The 25,216-nt window shown below is 61.4% G+C and carries 21 protein-coding genes; all 21 read left to right on the forward strand.

The features are described 5' to 3' along the window. Window positions 1-213: 213 nt before the first annotated feature. Window positions 214-573: an NADH-quinone oxidoreductase subunit A gene (locus tag Q362_RS0102080; RefSeq protein WP_028317317.1), complete on the forward strand. Its 360-nt coding sequence runs from the start codon at window positions 214-216 to the stop codon at window positions 571-573. Further along, the gene (locus Q362_RS0102085) at window positions 564-1,076 is read left to right on the forward strand and encodes an NADH-quinone oxidoreductase subunit B (RefSeq protein WP_028317318.1); all 513 of its coding nucleotides are present in this window, start codon (window positions 564-566) and stop codon (window positions 1,074-1,076) included. Before Q362_RS0102080 ends, Q362_RS0102085 begins: the two co-directional genes overlap by 10 nt. 1 nt (window position 1,077) lies before the next feature. Next, window positions 1,078-2,793, forward strand: a complete 1,716-nt coding sequence (locus Q362_RS0102090) for an NADH-quinone oxidoreductase subunit D (RefSeq protein ID WP_084312187.1) — start codon at window positions 1,078-1,080, stop codon at window positions 2,791-2,793. Further along, window positions 2,790-3,296 carry an NADH-quinone oxidoreductase subunit NuoE family protein gene (locus Q362_RS0102095; RefSeq protein WP_028317320.1) on the forward strand — a complete coding sequence of 169 codons (507 nt, stop codon included), beginning with the start codon at window positions 2,790-2,792 and terminating at the stop codon, window positions 3,294-3,296. The genes Q362_RS0102090 and Q362_RS0102095 overlap by 4 nt, the downstream gene beginning before the upstream one ends. A gap of 13 nt (window positions 3,297-3,309) precedes the next feature. Beyond that, the gene (nuoF, locus tag Q362_RS0102100) at window positions 3,310-4,581 is read left to right on the forward strand and encodes an NADH-quinone oxidoreductase subunit NuoF (RefSeq protein ID WP_028317321.1); all 1,272 of its coding nucleotides are present in this window, start codon (window positions 3,310-3,312) and stop codon (window positions 4,579-4,581) included. Window positions 4,582-4,599: 18 nt separating this feature from the next. Continuing rightward, window positions 4,600-6,162, forward strand: a complete 1,563-nt coding sequence (locus Q362_RS18725) for an NADH-quinone oxidoreductase subunit G (protein ID WP_084312189.1) — start codon at window positions 4,600-4,602, stop codon at window positions 6,160-6,162. A gap of 40 nt (window positions 6,163-6,202) precedes the next feature. Beyond that, entirely contained in the window at window positions 6,203-7,435 is a 1,233-nt protein-coding gene (locus Q362_RS0102110) for a complex I subunit 1/NuoH family protein (protein WP_245590132.1), read from the forward strand. A 13-nt stretch (window positions 7,436-7,448) separates the two neighbouring features. Next, window positions 7,449-7,973, forward strand: coding sequence for a NuoI/complex I 23 kDa subunit family protein (locus Q362_RS0102115; RefSeq protein WP_028317323.1), 525 nt, complete (start codon window positions 7,449-7,451; stop codon window positions 7,971-7,973). A gap of 4 nt (window positions 7,974-7,977) precedes the next feature. After that, window positions 7,978-8,487, forward strand: coding sequence for an NADH-quinone oxidoreductase subunit J family protein (locus tag Q362_RS0102120; protein WP_028317324.1), 510 nt, complete (start codon window positions 7,978-7,980; stop codon window positions 8,485-8,487). Continuing rightward, window positions 8,484-8,780 carry an NADH-quinone oxidoreductase subunit NuoK gene (gene nuoK / locus Q362_RS0102125; RefSeq protein ID WP_028317325.1) on the forward strand — a complete coding sequence of 99 codons (297 nt, stop codon included), beginning with the start codon at window positions 8,484-8,486 and terminating at the stop codon, window positions 8,778-8,780. The genes Q362_RS0102120 and nuoK overlap by 4 nt, the downstream gene beginning before the upstream one ends. 4 nt (window positions 8,781-8,784) lie before the next feature. After that, window positions 8,785-10,704: an NADH-quinone oxidoreductase subunit L gene (gene nuoL / locus Q362_RS0102130; protein ID WP_028317326.1), complete on the forward strand. Its 1,920-nt coding sequence runs from the start codon at window positions 8,785-8,787 to the stop codon at window positions 10,702-10,704. A gap of 15 nt (window positions 10,705-10,719) precedes the next feature. Further along, on the forward strand, window positions 10,720-12,240 hold the full coding sequence (locus Q362_RS0102135) for a complex I subunit 4 family protein (RefSeq protein ID WP_028317327.1): 1,521 nt from the start codon (window positions 10,720-10,722) through the stop codon (window positions 12,238-12,240). A 15-nt stretch (window positions 12,241-12,255) separates the two neighbouring features. After that, window positions 12,256-13,674 carry an NADH-quinone oxidoreductase subunit N gene (locus Q362_RS18730; protein ID WP_084312191.1) on the forward strand — a complete coding sequence of 473 codons (1,419 nt, stop codon included), beginning with the start codon at window positions 12,256-12,258 and terminating at the stop codon, window positions 13,672-13,674. 181 nt (window positions 13,675-13,855) lie between these two features. Next, window positions 13,856-16,492, forward strand: coding sequence for an ATP-binding protein (locus tag Q362_RS21900; RefSeq protein ID WP_051553503.1), 2,637 nt, complete (start codon window positions 13,856-13,858; stop codon window positions 16,490-16,492). Continuing rightward, the gene (locus Q362_RS0102150) at window positions 16,489-18,162 is read left to right on the forward strand and encodes a hypothetical protein (protein ID WP_028317328.1); all 1,674 of its coding nucleotides are present in this window, start codon (window positions 16,489-16,491) and stop codon (window positions 18,160-18,162) included. Before Q362_RS21900 ends, Q362_RS0102150 begins: the two co-directional genes overlap by 4 nt. A 44-nt stretch (window positions 18,163-18,206) precedes the next feature. Continuing rightward, a complete protein-coding gene (locus tag Q362_RS0102155) occupies window positions 18,207-18,575 on the forward strand; it encodes a hypothetical protein (RefSeq protein WP_028317329.1) in 369 nt (122 codons plus the stop codon). After that, window positions 18,575-18,859, forward strand: a complete 285-nt coding sequence (locus Q362_RS18740) for an HPr family phosphocarrier protein (RefSeq protein WP_051553505.1) — start codon at window positions 18,575-18,577, stop codon at window positions 18,857-18,859. The genes Q362_RS0102155 and Q362_RS18740 overlap by 1 nt, the downstream gene beginning before the upstream one ends. Then, window positions 18,843-20,642, forward strand: coding sequence for a phosphoenolpyruvate--protein phosphotransferase (ptsP, locus tag Q362_RS18745; protein ID WP_051553507.1), 1,800 nt, complete (start codon window positions 18,843-18,845; stop codon window positions 20,640-20,642). Before Q362_RS18740 ends, ptsP begins: the two co-directional genes overlap by 17 nt. Further along, window positions 20,639-21,652: a thiamine-phosphate kinase gene (gene thiL, locus Q362_RS0102170; protein ID WP_028317330.1), complete on the forward strand. Its 1,014-nt coding sequence runs from the start codon at window positions 20,639-20,641 to the stop codon at window positions 21,650-21,652. Before ptsP ends, thiL begins: the two co-directional genes overlap by 4 nt. 1 nt (window position 21,653) lies before the next feature. Continuing rightward, window positions 21,654-24,173 carry a PEP/pyruvate-binding domain-containing protein gene (locus tag Q362_RS18750; protein WP_051553509.1) on the forward strand — a complete coding sequence of 840 codons (2,520 nt, stop codon included), beginning with the start codon at window positions 21,654-21,656 and terminating at the stop codon, window positions 24,171-24,173. Window positions 24,174-24,176: 3 nt separating this feature from the next. After that, complete coding sequence (locus tag Q362_RS18755) at window positions 24,177-25,211, forward strand: protein-tyrosine phosphatase family protein (protein ID WP_035215309.1); 1,035 nt, start codon at window positions 24,177-24,179, stop codon at window positions 25,209-25,211. Window positions 25,212-25,216 lie beyond the last annotated feature (5 nt).

Raw genomic sequence — 25,216 nt, forward strand, 5'->3', positions numbered from 1 at the left:
CGTCCCGCACGGCCGCAGGGCCGGATGTCCTGCCGCGCTGCGATCGTGACGCCGGCGAGATGGGCGTGTGGGCGTCTTTTCGTAAAACTATTTTTCTTGACAGATGATACCGCTACCGGTAATGAATAGCCGTTCATTTTCGTTTAATGCAATAACCTGCTGTTCATAGAAGGTTTACGTTTCTATTTCACGTCTGAGGGAGAGGTTGGATTCATGGTGACGGAACTGGTGCTATCAGCAATGGCCTTGATCGGAATTGCCATCGTCATCCCGCTGTTCATGCTGGTGACAACGGTGTTCGGTCCACGTGCCGGTGGGGAAATAAAGAATCAACCCTACGAGAGCGGTGTCAAGCGGATGATTGGCTTGGCGGAGCAGAAGTTCAGCGTCAAGTTTTACCTGCTGGCCATTCTGTTCCTGCTGTTCGATATTGAGGCGGTGTTCATGTACCCATGGGCGGTCGGTGTACGCGAACTGGGCTGGTTCGGGTTCGCGGAAATGGTCGTCTTCATGGTGCTACTGTTGACCGGACTTATTTATATTCTTCGGAAAGGGGTGCTCAATTGGCGTTAGGATTAGAAGCAAGTCTGGGTGATTCGGTACTGACCACCAAAGTCGATGCAGTCATCAACTGGGGACGTCAGTACTCTCTGTGGCCGTTTGTATACGGAACCGCCTGCTGCGCAATCGAATTCATGAGTGCCGCTGCAAGTCAGCTCGATATCTCCCGCTGGGGGGCCGAGGTCGTGCGTTTTTCGCCCCGGCAGGCTGACCTGCTGCTCGTCTGCGGTACCATCAGCTACAAGCAGGCCCCGATTCTCAAACAGATCTACGAGCAGATGCCCGAACCCAAGTGGGTCGTGGCCATGGGTGCGTGCGCCACCTCCGGCGGCATCTACGACAACTACTGCACCGTCCAGGGAATCGACACCATCATCCCGGTGGACGTGTATATTTCCGGTTGTCCTCCCCGGCCCGAGGCGGTTCTGGATGCCCTGATGAAGATCCAGGATCAGATCAAGGGAGAGAGCGTGCTGAACGATCGCCACAAAGACTTTAAAGGGATTCTCGACTGATATGAATACGACGGCACTAGAAGTACTCAAGGCCGCGTTTCCGGATGCATCCTGCACGGCTTCGGTCGATGCGGCGGTGCTGACGGTGCAGCCTGCGCAACTCGAATCAACGCTTGCCCGCCTGAAAAACGATCCGGCGCTCAACTTCGGATTGCTTCTCGATGTGACCGCGGTCGACTATCTCGAATACCCGGTGCAGCAGGAGACGCGTTTTGTTGTGGTGTATACGCTCCGCAACTGGGAAAAGAACATGCTGGTCCAGGTCCGGGTCCCGGTTGCCGACCCGGAAGTGGGCATCCCTTCGGCCACGGCGCTGTGGGATTCGGCCAACTGGGGCGAGCGCGAGACCTACGACCAGTACGGCATCAATTTCCAGGGACATCCGGACCTGCGCCGCATTCTCAACCACTGGCAGTTCCAGGGGCATCCCCTGCGCAAGGATTATCCCATCGGCGAGGGGCAGATCTGCTACGAGAGCGATAGTCTGGAAAAGGAAATCAAGGCCCGGCTGGCGAAAAACGGTGTCGATCAGTCCCTGATGGAGGACATCAACACCGAGATCATGTATCTCAACCTCGGGCCCTCACATCCAGCCACCCATGGCGCCATCCGCATCCTCACCGCCCTTGACGGCGAAACCGTTCTGGCCAACGTCAACGAGATCGGCTATCTCCACCGCGGGTTCGAAAAGACCGCCGAGAACAGGACCTACAACCAGGTAATCCCCCTCACCGACCGGCTCAACTACTGCTCGGCGCTGATGAACAACATCGCCTACGCCAAGGCGGTCGAGTCTTGGCTCGGCATCGAGATCACCGAGCGGGCCAAGTTCATGCGGGTCATTTTGTCGGAGTTCTTCCGGGTGCAGGATCATCTGGTGTGCATCGCCGCCAACCTAGTCGACATGGGCGGTCTGACCAACTACTGGTACCTGTACAACGAAAAGGAGGCCTCCTACGATTTCATCAGCCGGCTGACCGGTGCCCGCCTCACCAATTCCTTCACTCGGATCGGTGGTATGTACCGCGATTTTTACGAGGGCTGGGAAACCGATATGGAGAACCAGCTCCGGGATATCGAGAAGGGCGTCAACGATTCCCTCAAGCTGGTGCTGAAAAACCGGATCGTTCACGATCGGACCCAGAACGTCTGCGTCATGCCGGCCGACCTGGCCCTGTCCTACGGATACACTGGCCCCTGCCTGCGCGCCAGCGGCGTTCCCTTCGACCTGCGCAAGGACAACCCCTACTACTACTACGACACCTTTGATTTCACCATCCCGCTCGGTTCCAAGGGCGACATCTACGACCGGATCACGATTCGCTACGAGGAGATCTTCCAGAGCATCAGCATCATCCGGCAGGCGATGAAGCGGATTCCCAAGGGACCGGTGACCGTCAGCAACAACAACGTCACCCTGCCGCCCAAGACGGAGGTGTACAAAAACATCGAAGCGCTGGCCGGCCACTTCAAGCTGGTGTTCGAGGGCGTTCAGGTGCCTGCCGGCGAATGGTACGACTCCTTCGAGGCTGCCAACGGCGAGCTGGGTTTTCATTTCGTCTCCGACGGCTCCGGGCGGCCCTACAAGTGCAAGGTCCGGCCACCGTGCTTCTACATGATGAGCGGATTCCACGAAATGATTGAAGGTGAAATGATTGCCGATGCCGTGATCAATCTCGGCAGCATCAATATTATTGGCGGAGAGTTGGACAGATGAGTGATCGATCACAGCTAATAGAAACGGGAAAACCGTTCATTTTTGATGCGCAGCGGGATGCCGAGTTCGAGCGGCTGGTCAAGCGGTATCCCACCAGGGAATCGATGATTCTCCCCTCTCTCTGGCTGGTGCAGGAGCAGGAGGGGTGGATCAGCGCCGAGGCCATGGCCTACATCGCCGACCGCATCGGCACCTTCCCCAGCATGGTGTACGAGGCAGCCACCTTCTATACCATGTACAACCTCCAGCCCAAGGGGAAATACCATATCTGCGTGTGCCGGACGCTTTCCTGCTACCTGCTCGGCAAGCAGGAGATCGTCGACTATCTGAAGCAGGAGTTGGGCATCAAACCCGGGGAGGTCAGCGCGGACGGACAATTCAGCCTGGAAGAGGTGGAATGCCTCGGACACTGCGGTTCCGCTCCCGTGGTCCAGGTGAACGGAGAGTTCTACGAGGACATGAACGTCGCCAAACTCAAAGAACTCTTGGCCACGCTGAAATAAGGAGAGCGAACAGATGCAAGTACAAGTACTCAGTGCCAGGTTTGACATCCCGGACGCCAACAAGATCGAGATCGCCAAGGAGCATGGGGCCTATGCCACCCTGGACAAGGTCTTTGCGATGCAGCCCGAGGAGATCATCGAGGTGGTCAAGGCGAGCGGGTTGCGGGGCCGCGGCGGCGCCGGCTTTCCCACCGGTCTGAAATGGAGCTTTCTGCCGAAGAACATCGACAAACCGGTCTATCTGGCGGTCAACTCGGACGAATCGGAACCGGCCACCTTCAAGGATCGCTTCATCCTGGTCCGCGATCCCCACATGCTGATCGAGGGGATCATCATCTGCTGCTATGCGATCAAGAGCCATGCCGCCTACATCTACATCCGCGGTGAATACACCACCCAGGTGAAGGTTCTCCAGGCCGCCATCGACGAGGCCTATGCCGCCGGCTATCTGGGCGACAGCGTCGCCGGCCACGATTACAAGCTCGACGTGACCGTCCATCGCGGCGCCGGCGCCTACGTCTGCGGCGAGGAAACCGCCCTGCTCGAATCCATCGAGGGCCGGAAGGGCCAGCCCCGGAGCAAGCCGCCGTTTCCGGCGGTCGAGGGCCTGTACGGCTGCCCCACCATCATCAACAACGTCCAGAGTATCGCCTCGCTGCCCTTCATCCTGACCAACGGCGCCGACGCCTACAAGGCCTACGGCACCGAGAAGAGCCCGGGCACCCATCTGTTCGGCATCTCCGGCCTGGTCAAGAAGCCCGGCATGTATGAATTGCCTCTGGGCTTGCCTCTGCTGGAGGTGATCGACAAGGTGGCGGGCGGTGTGCGCGACGGCCGCACCCTGAAGGGGGTTATCCCCGGCGGCAGTTCAACCCCGGTCCTGACCCCTGAAGAGGCCCAGACCGTAACGCTCGACTACGAATCCATGGCGGCCCACAAAACCATGTTCGGCTCCGGCGGTATCGTGGTGCTCGACGACACGGTCGACATGGTGAAGCTGGTGGAAAACCTGATCTATTTCTACCACCATGAGTCCTGCGGTCAATGCACGCCGTGCCGCGAAGGTCTCGGCTGGATGCTGAAGATCGTCCGCAAGATCATCCGGGGCGAGGGAACCACGGCCGACATCGACCTGCTGACCGAACTGTGCGACAACATTGAGATGAAGACCGTCTGCGTCCTCTCGGCAGCATGCACCATGTCGACACGCAGTTACTTGAACAAATTCCGGCATGAATTCGAAGCGTACGTCGCAGGCGGCGCTCCGGCTCAGGCTGCGATGTAACGGGGATAAGGGTTTACCATGGCTGAGAAGGTAAAACTGTTTGTTAACGGTCAAGAAGTAGAAGTCGAAGCAGGGAAGAACCTGATCGACGCCTTTGGCGCGATCGGAATCGAAATCCCGCATCTCTGCTACCATCCCGCCTTGGGCGCCGACGGCAACTGCCGCATGTGCCTGGTCGGCATTGAGGATGGCCGGCCGCCGCTGGTGCCCGCCTGCAAGACCAAGGTTGCCGAGGGAATGAAAGTGCAGCTGGATGCGGAGAAAATCAAGAAAATCCAGCGCGACATCATGGAGCTTGAACTGATCAACCACCCGATCGACTGCCCGATCTGCGATCAGGCCGGTGAGTGCAAGCTGCAGGATTATTACATGAAATACGACGGGCAACCGAGCCGGATGACCGTCAAACCGGTGCTGAAGGCCAAGAAGATGGATTTCGGCTGCGGCGTGGTCCATGACCAGGAGCGGTGCGTGCTCTGCGCCCGTTGCGTCCGCTTCACCCGCCTGATCACCAAGACCGGCGAGCTGGGCATCGTCAACCGGACCGATGCCGCCCGGGTCAACATCTTCCCCGGACGGCCTCTGAACAACCGCTATGCCTTGAACGTGGTCGACCTCTGCCCGGTCGGCGCCATGACCAGCCGCGATTTCCGCTTCAAGCAGCGGGCGTGGTTCCTTACCAAGAGCCCGTCCATCTGCCACGGCTGCAGCAAGGGCTGCAACATCTTCATCGACCACAACCGGGAAAAATACAAAGACGACGTCATCTACCGCTATCGGCCGCGGCTCAACGAGAAGGTCAACGGTTATTTCATGTGTGATGAAGGCCGCATGACCTACAAGCTCGAAAACGACAATCGCCTGGGCACGCCCAGGGTCAATGGCCGCGAGGCCGGTTTTGACGAGGCGATCGAATCGGTACGCCGGGCTGTCAGCGAGGCGAAGAAAGCCGTGGTCCTGATCTCACCGAACGCCTCCCTTGAGCAGATGTTCGCCGCGCAGCAGTTCGCCGCCGCCATCAATGCGCCGGTGAGCGGCTACAGTGACGGCTACGTCAAAGCCGGCGATGGCGACGATTTCCTCATCAAAGACGATAAATCGGCCAACCGCGCTTCCTTCGCCCTGCTGGGGATCGACGATTCCAAGACCGCCTTCGAGGCTGCGCTCAACGGTGCCGACCTGCTGCTCAGCTTTGACAACGATCTCAGCCGCTCGTTGAGCGGCGATGCGTTGACCCAACTGCTGGCCGACACCAAGTTGATCATGGTCGCGAGTTCCCAGACCGACTGCGTGGCCAAGGCCGCGGTGGCGGTGCCGGTGGCTTCCTACAGCGAAGATGCGGGGAGCCTCGTCAACTGTGACGGGCGTCTCCAGAGCTACGAGGTCGCCGTGGTGAAGAACCAGCCGGCAAAAAGCCTGATCGAGGTCCTGCACCTCTGCGGCGGCGAGATCAAGAGCAATCAGGAGGCCCGTGCCGGTCTGCAGGCTGCGGTCGCTGTCCTGAAGGATATCGATTTGGAACAGATCCCGGCCGAAGGGATCGCACTAACTGAAAGCGAGGTCGCACATGTCGCAGCTTGATATTCTTCTCCTAGTTCTCAGAGTTGCCTTTGGAGCGTTTGTGCCGCTTTGCTTCATAGCGGTCCTCGTCTGGATGGAGCGCCGCGGCGCCGCCTTCTTTCAGGACCGGTCCGGGCCCAACCGTGCCAACATCTGCGGCTTCAGGGCCGGCGGTCTGGTGCAGAACCTTGCCGATGCGGTCAAGCTGATCACCAAGGAAGACATCATTCCGGACCACATCAAGCATAAATTCTATTTTGTTCTGGCGCCGGTGATCGTTTTTTGTATCGCTCTGGTGTCCTTTGCCGCGGTTCCGTTCGCCGATGCGCTGATCATCAACGGCAAGGAATACCTCATGCAGGCCATCCCGACCGATCTCGGCATCCTCTGGTTCCTGGCCCTGGCGGGGTTCGCGGTCTACGGCATCATCCTGGCCGGCTGGTCCTCGCACAACAAGTACGGCGTCCTGGGCGGGCTGCGCGCCGCGGCCCAGGTCATCAGCTATGAAATACCGATGGGGCTCGCCATTATCAGCGCGCTCGTCGTCTACGGCACGGTCAACCTCACGGAGATCGCCCAGTATCAGGGACAGCTGCTCTTCGGTTTCATTCCCATGTGGGGCGTGGTGCTCCAGCCTTTGGGAGCCATCATTTTCATCGTTGCCGCCTTTGCCGAAGCCAACCGTACCCCCTTCGATCTGGCGGAAGGCGAGAGCGAGCTGGTCGCCGGTTTTCACGTCGAATACAGTTCGATGAAATTCGGCATGTTCTTCATGGGCGAGTACGTGGCCATGTTCACGTCCAGCGCCATCATCGTCACCCTCTATTTCGGCGGCTATCAGATTCCCTGGTTTTCCACCGAAACCCTGGTCAACAATGCTCGCGCCATCACCGTTCTCCTTATGCTGCTGACCCCGGCCTTTGCCTGGGTGTTCGCCCTGTGGATGGCCAAGAACAACAAGAGCCACTATGACCGCCCCAACGATCCCAGGGTGCGGGAAGCCCAGATCTATACCAAGATCCTCTGGGGCGTGGTCGCTGCTCTCGAAATCGTGCTCTTCATCTACCTCATTACGGTTTCGGGCGGGGTCGCGGATCGCATTCTGGTCACATTGCTGCAGATTGTCACCTTCCTGGTGAAGACGACACTCATGTGCTTTGTCTATGTCTGGGTGCGGTGGACTCTGCCGCGCTTTCGCTATGATCAGCTGCAGAAACTGGGTTGGCAAACTCTCCTGCCGCTTTCACTGCTGAATATCTTTGTCACAAGTGCAATCGTGGTTGCATTGAGTTAAGAAAGGAGCTGGCATGAGTGGAAAAGTAAAGATAATGGAGCGTAAAGGCAAAGACCTTTACGAGCGACTGTACCTGGTTGAGGTCTTCAAGGGGATGGCGGTGACCTTTGGTCACTTTATCTCCAACTTCCTTGATAACTCGAAACTCTACGTTCGGCATTACCCCGAGCAGAAACCCGAGATCACTGCCCGGTGGCGCGGCCGGCATCGCCTGACCAAGCACGAAGACGGCACCATGAAGTGCGTTGCCTGCTTCATGTGCCAGACCAACTGCCCCGCCAAATGCATCATGATCGAGGCCGGCGAACGCGTTGACGGCCGGACCGAGAAAATGCCGGTCCGTTTCGATATCGACCTGCTGGAATGCATCTACTGCGGCTATTGTGTCGAGGCCTGCCCCATGGACGCCATTCGCATGGATACCGGCATATTCGCCGTGACCGGCAGCGACAGGCAGTCGTTTGTGATGGGGCTCGATGCACTGCTGGCCACGCCGGGTGCTTTTACCGAAGAAGAGTACAAGAAAGGGGGCGCTTGATACCATGTTTGCCGACGGGCTATTTATAGGATTTGCCGTACTTGCCGTGCTGGGCGCGGTTGGGCTGGTATTGTTCCGGCACCCGATGAACGGAGCGATGAGCTTTGTCGTCACTCTGATCTCTTTGGCCGGATTGTACGCCCTGCTTTCAGCCAAGCTGATTTTCGCCCTGCAGTTGATTGTGTACGCGGGGGCGATCATGTCGCTGATTGTCTTTATCATCATGTTCCTGAACATCCAACCGGGCGACCTTCCCCAGGAAGAGACGAAACTGTTCTACGTCCTGGGCGGCGGAATAGTGGTGCTGCCCATCGGACTGTTCCTGGCCAAGATCGTCAAGAGCCTGCCTGAGCATTCGACCGAAATTTTGGGCAATAACTTCGGCGGGGTGAAGGAAGTCGGACTGCTGCTGTTCCGTGACTGGTTGATCCCGTTCGAGATCGTCTCGATCCTTCTGCTGGTTTCCCTGGTCGGCGCTGTCATCCTCGCAGGTAAAAGGGGGACCACGAAATGATGCACTGCTATCTCTATCTGAGCATTATCCTGTTTTGCCTCGGCATTGTCGGCGTTATCGCCAGGCGGAATGTCTTCACCGTGTTCATGTCCGTCGAGTTGATGCTGAATGCCGCCAATCTGGCCTTCATCACCTTTTCGCGGGTGCATGAAAGCATGGATGGCCACGTGCTGGCGATGATGGTGATGGCGGTTGCCGCCGCCGAGGCTGCCCTGGCGCTTGCCGTTGTGATTTTACTGCACAAACATAAGAGCAAGCTCGATACCAACGTGTTCAGTTTGCTGAAAGGGTGATTCCATGGAACAAAGTGTCAACTATCTGGGACTGATCCCGCTCTTTCCCCTGTTGGGGGCGGTTCTCATCGGACTGCTGCATGTCTTTACCTGCAATCGGACGAAGTTGCCGGAAAAGGTGTATGGCATTCTGGCCTGCGTCGGCCCGGTCCTCTCCTTTGTCATGGCGCTCAAGGTGTTTGTCGCCCTGAAGGGATTGCCGCCTGAATCGCGTTTTCTCGTTCACAAGGCCTTCACCTGGTTCAGCGTCGGCGATCTCCATATCAACATGGGATTTCTGGCCGATCCACTGAGCTGCCTGATGCTCCTGTTCGTCACCTTCATCGGCTCGCTCATTCATATCTATTCGATCGGCTACATGGGCGGCGATAAGAACTACGGCAAGTTTTTCGCCTACATGAACCTGTTTTTGGGCAGCATGCTGGTGCTGGTGCTCGGCGACGGTCCGGTGGTCATGTTCGTCGGCTGGGAGGGCGTCGGTCTCTGCTCCTACCTGCTGATCAGCTTCTACAGCGAGGACCGCTCCAATGTCCTGGCCGGCAACAAGGCCTTCATCGTCAACCGCGTCGGCGATCTCGGCTTCGTTCTCGGCATGTCCTTCCTGTTCTGGGCCATTGGGGCGCAGGGTTTCGATTATCTCTCGCTCAAGGCTCACGTTAACGATCCAGCGATGACGCAAGGTGTTCTTCTGACCGTCTGCCTGCTGCTCTTTGTCGGCGCCACCGGTAAATCGGCCCAGATTCCCCTCTATGTGTGGCTGCCCGACGCCATGGCCGGGCCCACCCCGGTTTCGGCGCTCATCCATGCCGCGACCATGGTCACCGCCGGTGTGTATATGGTGGCCCGCTTCAGCTTTCTGTATGCCGAAGTCGCGCTCGCCGGCAGCATCGTCGCCTGGGTCGGCATTCTCACCGCCCTGCTGGCCGCGATCTTCGGCATGTTCCAGGAAGATATCAAAAAAGTGCTCGCCTATTCGACCGTCAGCCAGTTGGGATACATGTTCGCCGGTGTCGGCGTCGCCGCGTACTCGGCCGGTATCTTCCATGTCTTTACCCACGCCTTTTTCAAGGCGCTTCTCTTCCTCGGGGCCGGTTCGGTGATCTATGCCCTGCATCATGAGCAGAACATCTGGAAAATGGGCGGCCTGAAGAACAAGATGCCCAAAACCTATGTCACCATGGTCATCGGCGCCCTGGCACTGGCCGGCTGCCCGCCGTTTTCCGGCTTTTTCAGCAAGGACGAGATCCTCTACAGCGCCCTGGCCACCGGCCACTTCGGGATATGGGCCGTCGGCGTACTGGTGGCGGGCATGACCGCCTACTATACCTTCCGGATGATTTTCGTCGTCTTCCACGGCGAGCCGCGGGACCATCATGCCTATGAGCATGCTCAAGAATCCCCTGCGGTCATGACCGTTCCCCTGATCATCCTGGCGGTGGGCGCGCTCTTCGCCGGACTGCTCAACCTGCCCGCCATCTTCGGCGGCGATCAGATTGTCTCTCACTGGCTGGCGCCCAGCGTGACCGAACACCATCCCCATGCGGGTGTTTTCATCGAAATTCTGGCCATCGGTGCCAGTGTGGTCGCCTTCGCCATCGGCATCAAGATTGCCTATGCGAAGTTTGGCAAAGGTGCGCCCGAACCGTCGTTTACAGGGTTCGCCGATTTCGCCTATCACAAATTCTATGTCGATGAACTGTACGACAAGGTTATCGTTCAACCGTATAAGGCTATTGGCTCCAGCATCTGGAAGGTGATCGAACCGAATGTCACCGATGCCCCGGTCAAGGGCGTCGCCAGATTGTATATGGTCCTTGGCACAGCCTTCAAGGTCTTCCAGGTGGGCTACGTCAGGGTCTATGCTCTCTACATGGTCCTGGGGCTGAGTCTCATGAGCCTGCTTCTCTCTCAATCGTTGAACTGATAAGAAGGTGAAAGAATGTTCGAACATGTCCTTTCCGTCATAATCTTTCTGCCCATTCTTGCCGGGTTGATCCTGTTGGCGACCCCGGCGAGCAGGAGCGTCGCCCGATTCACGGGACTGGCCGTCTCCTTGGCCACGCTTGTGCTGAGTCTCGACCTCTATGCGGGATTTCAGGCAACCGGTCATCTCGAATTCGTGGAAAACATTCCGTGGATCGAGTCGCTGGGCATTTCCTATGCCCTTGGCGTCGACGGCATCAGCCTGTTCATCCTCATGGCCGGCTCGGTCTTGCTGCCCCTGGTCTACTTCGTCTTCGGGACCAGGGAAAAGGGCTACTACGCCAACCTGCTGCTCGTTCAGGGAGCCATGGCCGGTGCGGTGTGCGCCGCGGACATGATTCTGTTCTATATCTTCTGGGAAGTCATGCTGCTGCCGGTTTTCTTCATGCTCGGCCTCTACGGCGGCCCGCAGCGGTTGCCGGCGACCCTGAAGATAACGCTGTACACCATTGCCGGCTCCCTGCTCATGCTGGCGGCGATCGTCTACCTCGGGGTCAGCTATCACGCCCAGTTCGGCGAGTGGAGCTTTGCCATGGATAAAATGGCGGCACTCAACCTCACGGGCCGGGTGGCCGCAGTCGCCTTCTTTGGCTTCATGATCGCCTTTGCCATCAAGATCCCGCTCTTTCCGTTCCACACCTGGCTGCCGGACGCCTATACCGAGGCACCGACGGCAACGACCTTCGTCCTCTCCGCGATCATGGCCAAGATCGGTGTCTACGGTGTCATCCGCTTCGTCGTGCCGGTCTTTGATCTGGAATTTGCCCGGTTTGCCATCCTTTTGGCCTATGCCGGCGTCATCGGCATGATGTACTGCGGGCTTGCCGCGATTGCCCAGAAGGATTTCAAGCGCATGCTCGCCTTTTCCTCCGCCTCCCACATGGGTGTGATCGCCTTGGGCGTTTTCTGTATGAACATCCAGGCCCTGACCGGGAGCATCTACCAGATTGTCGCTCATGCCACCAGCACGGGCGTCCTGTTTCTGTTCGCGGGCATCCTGGAAGAGCGGACCAACACCCGGACCATCGACGACTTGGGCGGCATAGCCGCCAAGGCGCCGGTCTTTGCCCTCTATTTCGCCATTGCCATGCTTGCTTCGGTCGGGTTGCCGGGGACCAGCGGATTTATCGGCGAATTCATGATCGTGCTGGGCGCAATCAAATTCAACACCGCGGTCGGCGTCCTTGCCGGTACGACCTTGATCATCGGTGTTTGCTACATGCTGTGGATGTTCCAGCGGGTCTTTTTTGAAAAGACCGCCAGCCGTTCCGAGAATTTCAAGGAGTTGAGCCTGGTGGAAGGATTGGCGTTTTTGCCGGTCATTCTCCTGATCATCGTGATGGGCATCTATCCCCATCCCTTCCTCAGCAAGATCACTCCGTCGACGGCGTTGCAGTTTGCGCAACCGGCGTCCGTCGTTGCGCAGGCGCCTGCATCCAACGCTCAGAATCTTGGGCTCACCATTGAACAGAAATAAGGCCGGATTGGAATCATGACGAACGATTTAATGCTATTGATGCCACTGATCATTGTTGGTGCAGGGGCGATTCTGTTGATGATCGCCTCGACCTATGACAAATTCACGCATGAACTTGCGGCTTATGGCAGCGCGGGTGTCTTTGCCGTGGCGTTTCTTGTTCAGCTTTCCTCCTGCATTGCTGGCAATGTCGCACCGTTCTCCGAAGTCTTTAACGGCATTCTGGTGGTGAGCAATTTTTCCAAGGCGGCCGGTCTGATCATTCTCGCCTGCGGCTGCTTCACTGCCCTGAGTTCCCAAACCTATTTCAGGCGCAACAATTTTTGCAGCCCGGAATACTACAGCCTGACCGCGTTTGCCGCTGCCGGCATGCTGCTGCTCACCATGGCGCAAGAACTGATCAGCGTGTTCATCGCCCTTGAGATCATGTCGCTGGCCATCTATATTCTGGTTGGCTATGACCGGAAAAACGTGATCAGCACCGAGGCCGTCCTCAAATACCTCATGCTGGGCGCTTTCGCCGGTGCCTTTTTCGTCATGGGCAGCGCCCTTGTCTACGGGGCGGCCGGGAGCACCAAATTCGTCAAGATCGGCCAATATCTGGCGGCGAATGGCATGCTGCATTCGCCGGTCATGATTGGTGGCGCCTTTTTCATCATGGTCGCCTTTCTTTTCAAAGCCGCCGCCTTTCCCTTCCATGCCTGGGTGGTCGACGTGTATGATGGCGCCTCCGTTCCCGTGACCGGATATATGGCCACCGCACTCAAAACAGCCATTTTCGCGGTGTTCGCCAATTTTCTCGTCATTGACGGGGCCCTGCAGCACAAATGGATCACCTTCCTGTTCTACATCTCCGTGCTGACGATGTTTGTCGGCAACCTGATCGCCATCGGCCAGCAGTCCCTGAAACGGATGCTGGCGGCCTCCGGTATCGTCCATTCCGGCTACCTGCTCATCGCTTTGGTCGCCGTAGGCACCAAGGATTTCACCGGCAGCGTGATTGCCTTCTATCTGGCTGCCTATGCCGCCAGCACTCTGGGCATTTTCACGGCGCTCTCCTATCTCGGCGGAACAGGCGAGGCGCGCAAGACGTTCGACGATTTCAAGGGGCTTGCCAAGGCACGGCCGTACTCGGCTGCGGCCATCTCCATTTTTCTGCTGTCCATGGCCGGTATCCCGCCGACCGCGGGCTTCATGGGGAAATTCTATATTATCACCAGCGCCATCGATGCCGGCCAGATCACCTTGGCGGTCCTCGGTATCGTCAGCAGTATCATTTCCATGTGGTATTACCTGCGGCTGATCATTGCCATGTACTTTCATGAGGCAAGCGAGCAGTTCGACGAACCGGCCCCCTCTTCCCTGGCGCCGGTCTGCACCTTCATCCTTGTCCTCTGCGTGTTTGCCATCAGCCTGTATCCGATCGCGGTCTGACGGTGCATTGAGTTCATTTCTTCTCGTCTGTCCGGGGAAGAAGAGGCTGCCCGCCTCTTCTTCCCTTTTTTTCTTTTCATTGAACGTGTATGAAAAGCCAAGCCTGTTGCGCGCCCTTGCACCGTGATTCCTGTCCTCTCTCCTGAACGTCCGGTGCGGGGTTTCATCGGTCGGTTCGCGTATGCAACCCGGGACAGTTGAGACCACTCAAGGAACCATTCATTCCCTGCCGGACCGCAAGCTCCTGCGCTCCCGCCTGTTTGCCATCGCCACCGCCACGGTGCTGGCCGCACTGTTCGTTTATTTTACCTGCGATTACGTCGCTTTGCTGTTCCAGCGGCGGCAGCAGCAACCCTTGACGGAGAATTTCGCCCGCGAACTGAACACCTTTATTGTGCGGTACTACACCGATTCGGTCAGAAACCTGGCGACCAGGGAGGAAACGGCCATTGTCTGTGCCGGCGCCGCTCCCCGGGACAACCCGGAGCTGTTGCGGGTCCTCAATACGGCCCGGGGGGTGCTCGATGTGGCGCTGGTGTATGTCATGGACGCAGGCGGAACCGTGGTGGGCTGTTCCACGGCACCGGGAGAAGTGAGTCTCACCGGAAACACGTACGACTTTCGGCCCTATTTTACGCGTGCCATGGCGGGTACTCCCTGGATTTTCCCCGCAATCGGGGTGACCACCCATGTCAAGGGCGTCTATTTCAGCGCACCGGTTTATGGCCTCGACAAGAACAAACCCATCGGCACGGCGGTAATCAAGACCAAGGCCACGGTTTTTGACGAATATTTCGCCACGCTGCCGGGTGGGATGGAAGCCCTGTTGCTGTCACCCGACGGCATCGTTTTTTCTTCCACAAAACAACACTGGCTTTTTCGGGCCGCCCTGCCGATCGCACCGGACAGACTGGACGAGATCAAAGGCAGCAGACAGTTCAGCGGGCAATCCCTTGCCCGATTACCTTTTTCTTTGTTGCGGTCGACCGTTTCGTACAACGGCATACGCGCAACCGTTGCCGTGCGGTCGCTCGAGATCGGCGGCTGGCGGATCGCCACCTTGACGCCCCTGCCGTTTCCCTGGCTGGCGGTGGTCTTTCTCTGGGGGGTGATTCTTGCCCTCGGGTCGTTGGTCACCGTCATCGTCCTCAATGCCCACCGCGAACAGCAATTGACCGGACAGGTGCGAGCCGGCCAGGATGCGAGCAACCGGGCGCACGCCGCCCACAGGGACTCGGTTCTGGAACTGGAGACCATTTTCAGCACCAGCCTCGTCGGCATCGTCCTGGTCCGCGACGGCCAAATTGCCAACACCAACAAACGCATGGGCGAGATGTTCGGTTATGACCGGGACGAATTGATCGACACCGAGGTCCGCCAGCTCTTTTCCGGCCGGCGCGCCTTCAGGCGATTCGTCCGCCGCCATTTGCATCAACTGATGGACAGTAACATCGAGCAGGTCGAATACGACCTCAGAAAAAAGGACGGCACACTTATCCCGTGCACTCTCAGCGGCAAGGCGATCGATCGCGCCAATCTGGCCCGCGGCACGGTATGGGTCGTCGAGGATATATCCCGCAGGAAGGCGGCCGAGCGGGAACTCGAACAGGCCAGGAGCGCGGCCGAGGCCGCCAGTGTCGCCAAGGGGCAGTTTCTCGCCAATATGAGCCACGAGATCCGCACGCCCATGAACGGCATCATCGGCCTGGCCAACCTCCTGCTCCACACCGGCATGCCGGAAAAGATCCGGAAGGGCCATCTGGAACTGATCCGGCGTTCCGCCATCCGGTTGATGACCATCATCAACGACATCCTTGATTTTTCCAAGCTGGAGGCGGGACGGTTCGAGCTGGAACAGCGGCCCTTTGACGTGCGGGGAATGCTGCGGGAGGTCATGGAACCGATGGCGCCCACGGCGCGGCGGAAAGGCCTGCAATTGAAGATGGACGTGGAGTCGGCCGTTCCCGGGCAAGTTCTGGGGGACCAGACCAAGGTCATGCAAATCCTGACGAATCTCGTCGACAACAGCTTGAAATTCACCAGAAAAGGATTCGTGCACCTCGAGGTCCGGCGGGAGATGGGAAACCGGGACCAGTCGCCGCTGCTGCTGTTCAGGGTGGCCGATTCCGGCATCGGCATTCTTCCAGCCTATTGGGACAAGGTTTTTGAATCGTTTTCCCAGGCCGATTCTTCCCACAGCCGCAAATTCGGGGGAACCGGCCTGGGGCTTTCCATTTCCAAGGGACTGGTCGAACTCATGGGCGGGCGGATCTGGTTTGAGAGCGAACCCGGCAAGGGAACCTGTTTTTTCTTCACGTTGCCCCTGGCCGTGTCTGCGGAGAACCTGCCGCTGCAGCAGGATACGGCCGCGACCTGCTATTGGCAGGACCTGCCGCAGGGGCAGGGAGGGCGCATTCTGGTGGCTGAGGACGAATACATCAACACGGTCCTGATCGGCGCTTTGCTCACACAGGCCGGCTATCGTGTGACCACGGTGCGGAGCGGGCGGGAAGCGGTGGAGGCTTGGCGTGGCGGGGTGTTCGACTGCATTCTCATGGACATCCAGATGCCGGAAATGGACGGTTATGAAGCGGTGGCCCGTATCCGGGAGGCGGAGGTGGTGACCGGCGAGCATGTTCCGATCATCGCCATGACCGCCTACGCCATGAGCGGCGACCGGCACAAATGCCTGTTGGCGGGCATGGACGAATACATTGCCAAACCGATCGACGGTACGCTGGTCCTGCGGTTGTTGCGGCAATTCCTGCCCACCGCCGGTATCCAGCAGTCCGTCGCCCGCGAGGACAAGGCGTCATGACCCGCCTGTTGGCCCTGCTGCTGCTGTGCCTGGCGGTGGGGATAAGTGCCTCTCTGCTGGCCGTCCGTCCCACCGACGACGTCGAACTGGTGGACTATTTCCCCGAAGATACGCTTGTTTTCATAGAGTGGGAGCAGGCGGCCGGACTGGGGGAGCGTTGGCGACTCGATCAGGTCGGGAAAACGGTGCCGCCGTCGACATGGTTCCAATTCCTGGAGCAGGCGGGAGGAAGCGATGCCCTGATCGGCGAGGCGCGCCGGGCGGTCCTTGCCTGGGAGACATGCGTCAACCACCCCGCCGTGGCCTCCCTGCTGGGCAGCAGCGCGGCATTCGCCCTGCTGCCGGAACCCGCCGGGCAGGCCGATTTTTTTCCGTCCCGGCAGTGGGTTGTGGCTGTGCGGGTCGATGCCGACGCGTCCGAGCACCGATTCGAGGAATGGTTCGGCCGGATCCGGTCACGCCGGACCATCGGCTACCAGGGGGAACGCCTCCTGCACCTCGTTGCCGATGACGGCCAGGAGGTGTTCTGCTGGCAGCACCGGAATGTCGTCCTGCTGGCCGGCGAGCAGTCGCTGATTCGGCGATGCATCGACCAGAATCTCCGGCGCATGGTCCGGACGCGCACCGGACTGTTCCTGAACACAGCGTATCAGCGTTTGCGCCGGTTGAACAAGAGCCGGGCAGATATCTTTTGCTACATCGACCTCGAGCGGCTTCGCCAGCGGCTGCCGCTGGTACGGGCAATCGAATCCGCCAGCGGCGGCCGGCTGCCCCGGCAACTCGCGTTCTGCCACCGTGCCGTCGCGGGTGCAAGCCAGTGGGGAATCGGCGCCCTGGTCGGCAGGGAGTCGACCAGGGCCTTTGCCGCCCGGCATCAACTGGCGCCGCCGGTCCGGCAACCGCTTCCGGGGCCGATGGTGCGGGAGACCGAACTCGCCCTGTGGACCAACTGGTTCAAACCGAAATACCTGTGGGATTTCGTCCGGCAACAGGCCGGCGATGAGGTGGCGTCCCTGATGGCTGCGGTCGGTCAGCAGCTGTCCGAGGCCGCAGGCACCTCGCTGGACGATTTTTTTGATGTCTTTGGCGGTGAGTTCGGGGTAATGATGATCGAGCAACCGATCGAACATCAATCACCCCGATCCCTGGGCTGCCTGCTCGTCGCCGTGCGGGACCGGCCCGCCGTGGCGGCGATGATCGAACGACTGGTGGCAGGTCTGCAGGTGATCACGGTCGAGTCCGGCAACCTGGAGATCGCTTCGGTGATGCTGGCCGGCGGCCTGCTGCAACCGGCCTATGCCCTGCTGGACCATCACCTCATCCTGGCCGACAGCGTGGAACTGGTCGAGCTGGCCCGGCGGCAGCTGCTGCACGACGGTCCTGGCGGCGGCCGGTCCGGGCGGCGGGGTGACGAAGGCGGGCAGGGCAATGTGGCGGTTTTCGTCCGGGTGGGAGAGATGGCCGAACGCCTGGCGCCGCTGTTGACCCTGCTGGCCAAGGAGACGGGTGAGCGGAACCGGGTGTTGTCGCACGAAGGCCGGCGGTTTGTCCGGGAGATCGGCCTGCCGCTGCTGACGGCGCTCCGAACCGTGTCCACGGGCCGGCTCCAGGGGTACGTCGCCGACGATACCCTCTTTATGGAACTGGAGTATACGCCGCAACGGGATTGAGCCGCCCGTTCTTGTGGCGTGGCTCCGTGCAGGAACGAGCCGTTATGGAACAATTGGTTGCCGAACTGAAGAAAATGCTGCCGTTCAAGGAAACGACCGCGCCGGGCGACATCGTGTTGATCGCCGCCAAACAGCCACAGATGCTGCTCTACGCGGTGGTGGGCGAAATCGTCCGCGACGAGACCCGCAAGGCCGAGTGGTGGCACGTGACCCTGCATCTGCTCTCCATCCCGATGCAGACGGTGGTCTGGACGCTGCGCACCCCCCAGTTCACCGGCCGGGAAATCTTCACCATGGGCGGCGAGGGCCGGTTCGTCCAGGCGGTTCGGCTCGAGGGTAGGCCGCCCGGCCCGGTTGACCAAGGACAGGGAAATAAGCGCGATCAGCGGCCGGGATTGCGGATTGTCAAGTGATGCGGGCTGAACAGGTCGTCGTCATCGGCAACGAACGGGGGATACATGGCCGGGTCGCGACCCGGCTCGCCGGGATGGCGGCGAGCCATGGCGTGCATCTTTTCCTCCGCCACGGCGAGGAGACGGTGGAATGCAGCTCGATCCTCGATGTCCTGGCCCTGGCCCTGGCGCGGGGCACCGCCGTCGGCCTGGTGGCCGAGGGGGCGCAGGCCGAAAGCGCGCTGGCCGCCGCCATCGAGATTATCAATGCCCAGGATGATTCGGACCATGACCCACCCGGATAAGGAAGACAACCAGATACCTTCAGGGCGCAGCCTGCAGGGAATCGGCGTTTCCCCCGGCATCGTGGCCGCCACCGTGGTGGTCCTCAAGCGGCAGACCTTGCGGACCGGGTGGTACCATCTGCCGGCCGACCACATTGAAAAGGAGGTGGACCGCTTTGCCGGCGCGATCAAGGCCGCCGGCGACGAACTGCTGCATCTGCGCGAGAAGCTGGCCGACGACCTAGCCGACGCCCTGTCGATCATCGATTCCCACCTGTTGATGCTCAAGGACCGGATGATGGTCGAGCGGACCATGGCCCTCATCCGGAACAACAACGTCAATGCCGAATGGGCGCTGGCGCAGGCCCTGAGCGAGATCAAGGAACGGTTCGATCGGATCGACGACCCCTACATCAGGGAGCGGTTCGCCGACATCAAGCATGTCGCCGACCGGGTTTTCGACCTGCTCTCCGGGCGGGAACACGGGCCGCTTTCGGGCGAGGACCAGCCGGTCATTCTGGTGGCCAACGATTTTTCCCCCGAAGACACGCTGCGCATGCAGGCCAGCAGCGTCCATGGCTTTCTGACCGAGAAGGGCGGCATCACCTCCCATACCGCCATCGTCGCCCGTTCCCTCGGCCTGCCGGCGGTGGTCGGCATCGAACACGCCACCTCGCTGCTGACCACGGGCGACCTCATCATCCTCGACGGCGGCAGCGGCCGGATCACTCTCCATCCCGAGCCCGCGGAACTCCAGCGGGTGCAGGAGGGCAACCGGCAGGACCGTCTCCTGGCCGAGGAACTGGACCACTACGTCCATCTGGCGTCGGAAACCATGGACGGGTTCACGGTCCGTCTGAGCGCCAACATCGAAACGCTGGGCGAGCTGCCCGCCGTGCTCCGTTTCGGTTCCGAGGGCATTGGCCTGTTCCGCAGCGAGTTCGACTATTTCAACGGTCGCCGGCCGCCCAGCGAAGAACAACTGCTGTCCACCTACCAGCAACTGCTGGCCACCATGGCGCCTTATCCGGTGACCGTGCGCACCCTCGACGTGGGCGGCGACAAGTTCCTCAACCGCTTTCCGGGCAACAAGGCCTGGCTGGACCGGGAACGCAACCCCGCCCTCGGCCTCCGCTCCATCCGCTTCTCCTTGTATGAGCGGGACCTGTTCCGCAGCCAGTTGCGGGCCCTGTTGCGGGCTTCGGTCCATGGCCGGCTGCGGATTCTCCTCCCGCTCATTTCGGCGCCGGTGGAATTGCGCCAGGTCAAGGCGATCGTCGCCGAGGTGCTGGCGGAACTGGCCGGAGAAGGGCTGCCCGTGGCCGAGGATGTCGAAATCGGCATGATGGTGGAGGTGCCCAGCGCCGTGGTCATGGCCGATGTCTTTGCCGCGGAGGTCGATTTCTTCGCCATCGGCACCAACGATCTGATCCAGTATTCGCTGGCCATCGACCGGGGCAACCAGTACGTCGCCCATCTGTACGAGCCGTTTCACCCAGCGGTGCTGCGCATGATCCAGCAGACCGTGGAGGCCGGCCATGCCCGCAACATTCCGGTTTCCCTCTGCGGCGAAATGGCCGGCGATCCCCTGTGCGCCCCGGTGCTGATGGGCATGGGGCTAGACGAATTGTCGATGCGGCCGGCGGTGGTGCCCCGGGTCAAGCGGCTGCTTCGCCACTGTCGCAGCGAGGAGTTGCGGCGGATCGCCCAGCAGACGTTGCAATGCGGCGACAGCGAGCAGGTCCGCGATCTGCTCGCCAGGGAATTGCCCCATCTCTATCCCAGGGAGTTTTATCAGGGATGAACGAGCGCCAGATTATCGACCACATCGCCGCCCTGGCCGGCCGTCCGGACAAACGGCTGATCAAAGGCATCGGCGACGACTGCGCCGTGGTGGCCAAGGACGGCCGCCTGGTCTGGCTGCTCACCATGGATACCCTGATCGAGGGCATCCACTTCGACACGGCCTTCCATCCCCCGGAAAAACTGGGCCGCAAGGCGGTGTCGGTCAATGTCAGCGATATCGGGGCCATGGGCGGCCGGCCGGTCTTCGTGCTTCTCTCCATCGGCATGCCCCCGTCCTTCGAGCCCTCCTGGTTCCGGGCCTTTGCCAAAGGGTTGGCCGAGGGGTGCCGGGACTACGGCTGCCTGCTCATCGGCGGCGACACGGTTGCCAGCCCCCAGGGTTTCAATTGTTCCCTGACCGCCATTGGCGAGGCGGAGGCGGACCGGGTCGTCTACCGCAGTGGCGCCCGGCCGGGTGATACCGTCTGGGTCAGCGGCCTGCTGGGATGTGCCGCCGCCGGGCTGGAACTGCTGCGGCAGGGACTCGGCGCCGCCTCCGCTGCCTTTGCCCCGCTTGTGGAGCAGCACCTCAACCCCACGGCCAGGGTCGATCTGGGACAGCGGCTGGGCGAAAGCGGTCTGGCGCACGCGATGATGGATCTCTCCGACGGTCTGGCTACCGATCTGGCCCACCTTTGCACGCAGTCCGGGGTGGGGGCGCGGATTGCGGCCCGGGATCTGCCCGGCCCGGCCGCTCTCGCCGAGGCGGCCCGTCTCGCCGGCGCCGACCCGGAGCGATGGGCCATCGGCGGCGGCGAGGACTACGAACTGCTGTTCACCGCCGCTGCCGACGCCCGCGACCGGCTGCTCGCCCTCGGCCGTGCCTGCGGGCTGCCGCTTACGCCGATCGGTACCATCGTCGCAGGCGAGGGCGTGGTGCTGGTCAAAGAGCGGCCCGACGGCACAGGCGAGGAGGTCGGCATCGCCTATCAGGGGTACGACCATTTCCGCGACAGGGCAGGGGAGTAGGATGCCGGTCGGCGCCCTGTTCAGACACTGGTCGCTGCGGCTGTGGGCCCCGGACCGGGTGGCGCAGCACACCTATGAGGCCTTCAAAGACCTGCTCGGCTTCGATGGCCGCTGCCACGAACTGATGGCCGAGTTCGAGGCCGTCTACCACGAGGGGCGGTTCGAGGACCTGGCCCGCACCCGCAGCCGCTACCGCCGGTTCAGCGAGGCGGTGGCCGGGATGGTGACCGCCCTGGAGCGGATGCATCCCGGCCAGGCGGGCCCGCTGCGCGCCTATTGCAACAAATACGATTTTTATGCCCGCCTGCTCCTCGCCCCGCCCGAGGCATTCCTCATCCCTCCCTTTGTTCTTGGCCATGACGCCCCTGTCGAACCCCGGCTGGCGGGCAACAAGAGCGCGCACCTGGTCCGGATCAAACAGGAGGCGAAGGCGCCGGTTCCCGAGGGCTTCACCATCACCGCCACCACCTTTGCCCTGGTGGTGGCCCACAACCAGTTGCGTCCGGCCATCGACCTCCTCCTGGCCGGGATCGATCCCGACGATGTCGCCAGTCTGGAGGCGGTCTCCCAGGCCCTGATGACCCTGGTGCGGCACAGCGAGATTCCGGATCGGATCGAGGAAGAGATCCTCGGCGAGTACGACCGGCTGGCGGCCCTGACGCCCGGCAGGGCGCCGCTGGTGGCGGTGCGTTCCTCGGCCCTGCTGGAAGACGGCGACCGCAGCTTTGCCGGCCAGTATCGCTCGGTGCTCGGCGTGCGCCGAGACGGCCTGCTTGCCGCCTACCGGGAGGTGGTCGCCTCGAAATACACGCCCGAGGCCCTGCTGTACCGCATCCGCGCCGGAATCGGCGACGAGGAGGCGGCGATGGCCGTGCTGGTGACGACGATGGTTGACGGGACGGCCGGCGGCGTGGTCTACACCCGCGATCCGGCCGTCGGCGATGATGCCCTGCTGGTGCACGCCGTCCACGGCCTGGGCCTGCCTCTGGTGGGAGGGGAGACGGTGCCGTTCGTCTCTGTCTTTTCGCCCGGCAGCGACGTCCCGGTCGAGCGTTCCGCCGGCCGGCAGCGGCGGCAACTGGTTGTGCGGGACGGGCAGCTTTGCGAGGAGTCGCTGACTGCTGACCAAGCCGCGTCCCCGCCGCTGGGCCGAAAGCAGGCCGCCGAACTCGTCCGCCTGGCCCGGAACCTGGAACGAGTGTTTGGCGGCCCGCAGGATATCGAATGGGCCCTGACCGCGGCCGGGCGGCTGTTCATCCTGCAATCCCGGCCCCTGTGGCTGGAAAGTGGTTTTCCCCTCCGGCGCGTATCCTGCCGGCCACCCGAGAATCTCAAACCCCTGCTGACCGGCGCCCGGCGGGCCGCCGGCGGTATCGCCCACGGCACCGTGTGCCATTTCGGCCCGGAAAACAGCGAACTCCCGGCAGCGGGAGCGGTGCTGGTCACCCGGCACATCCCGCCCGCCCTGACCCGGCACCTGCCCAGACTGGCCGCCGTGGTCTGCGAACAGGGCGCAATCACCGGCCATTTCGCCACAGTCTGCCGGGAATTCGGCGTGGCGCTGCTGGTGGAGGCCACCGGCGCCCTTGCCGTTTTGCCCGAGGGCGCGGAGGTGACCGTCGACGGCTGGGATGGCGTCGTGTATCCCGGCCGGGTCGACGGCCTGCTCGCCCTGGGGAAACAGCGGCGGCCGGCTGCGGTTTCCGCCTTCCAGCGCAAGCTGCGCACCCTGCTCGACTCCATCACCCCCCTGCACCTGCTCGACCCCACCGATGCCGAATTCCGGCCGCAGGCCTGCCGCTCGCTGCACGACATCATCCGTTTTGCCCACGAGACGGCCGTGCAGACCATGTTCGGCCTGGGCGACATGGCCAGCGGCGTCTCAGGCCGCTGCCGCAAGCTGGCGAGCGAGGTGCCGCTCGACGTTTTCCTGCTCGATGTCGGCGGCGCCTTTGCCGATGCCGGCGGCAAGGAAATCGACCTTGCGGCGTTGCGTTCCGTCCCTTTCCTCGCCCTCTGGCAGGGGCTCAGCCATCCGGAGGTCGATTGGCGCGGCCAGCCGCATTTCGACTGGAAGGATTTCGGCGACATGGCGCTGGCCGGCGGTATCGCGACGGGAACGGCCAAACATTTTGCTTCCTATGCCGTGGTCGGGGCCGACTATGTCAATCTCAACATGCGCTTTGGTTTCCATTTCACCCAGGTCGACTGCCTCTGCGGCGGCGACAGCCGGATGAACTACTGCCGGCTGCGCTTTGCCGGCGGCGGCGGCGAAGAGCGGGGCCGCCTGGCGCGGATCGAACTGCTCAGGCGGATTCTCGCGCGGCTGGGTTTCGAGGTCGAAGCAAGGGCCACGCTGCTCGACGCCCGGCTGATCGGGTACCCGGCCGGGGAACTGCAGGCCCTGCTGGTCCACCTCGGCCGCCTGCTCGGCCAGGTCAAGCTCCTCGACCTGGTGTTGCGGGACGACGAGATCGAACAGAAGGTCGAGGATTTTTTCCGGGGAATCGGAGCACGCTAGGCCATGTATCAACTGCACTGGATCACCGACCACCTGGCCACCGGGCATGCCCCCATGTCCTACGAGGACCTGGCCGCCATCCGCGCCCAGGGCATCCGCGCCATCGTCAACCTCTGCGGCGAGTTCTGCGACCTCCATCAGATCGAGGAGAGCAGCGGCTTCGAGGTCTATTACCTACCGGTGGCGGACGAATGCGCCCCGGATCTGGCGGCCATGGAAAAGGCCCTCGACTGGCTGGACGAAAGCATCTACCTCGACAAGAAAGTGCTGGTGCACTGCCGGATGGGCCATGGCCGCACCGGCACCTTCATCGCCGCCTACCTGCTGCGTCGGGGCTTTGCTTTCAGGGAGGCGGAGCAGACCATGAAGGGCAAACACGCCAACCCGGCCACCTTTGCCCAGCGCCGTTTCCTGAAAGAGTACGGCCGACAGGCCGGCCCGCTCAGGACCGTGCCGCCCCGGATCGACAACCGACCCCGGCCGGACGTCGCGCCGCTGCTGGCCGCCTACGCCCAGGCCATCGCCTGGGCCGATGCCCGCATCGGCGAGCGGCACGCCGGCTGCGGCCTCAACGACCATCCCTGCTGCCACAGCCCCTTCGATCTTCGTCTCATCGAAAGCATGCACCTCAGCCAGGCCATCAACCGGGGTCTGACCCAGGGGCAGCGCCAGGAGGTGATCGAGCGGGCCCTGGCCCTGGCCCGCACCATGAAGGAACTGCATCATCAGCAACCCGGCCTGACCACGGACGCCCTGGCCGCGCATTTTCCGCAAGCGCCCCTTGCCTGTCCGCTGCTGGCGGACGGTCAATGCCTGGTGTTCGCTGACCGGCCGCCGCGGTGCCGCTACGGCCACGGTGCGGACGACGATCAGGCCGCCGCCATTGCCGCGGTAATGGCCGAGCTGTCGCGCCAGGCCTATCAAACGCTGACCGGCCGGACGCCGCCCGCCATGGAACTGACCTTCTCATCGGCCGACACCATTTCCGGCAAATTCGTTCAGCTTTATTTTCAGGCGGCGAGCGGCAAAACCGAGTAGAGTGC

Source organism: Desulfobulbus elongatus DSM 2908 (assembly GCF_000621145.1).
Classification (GTDB): domain Bacteria; phylum Desulfobacterota; class Desulfobulbia; order Desulfobulbales; family Desulfobulbaceae; genus Desulfobulbus; species Desulfobulbus elongatus.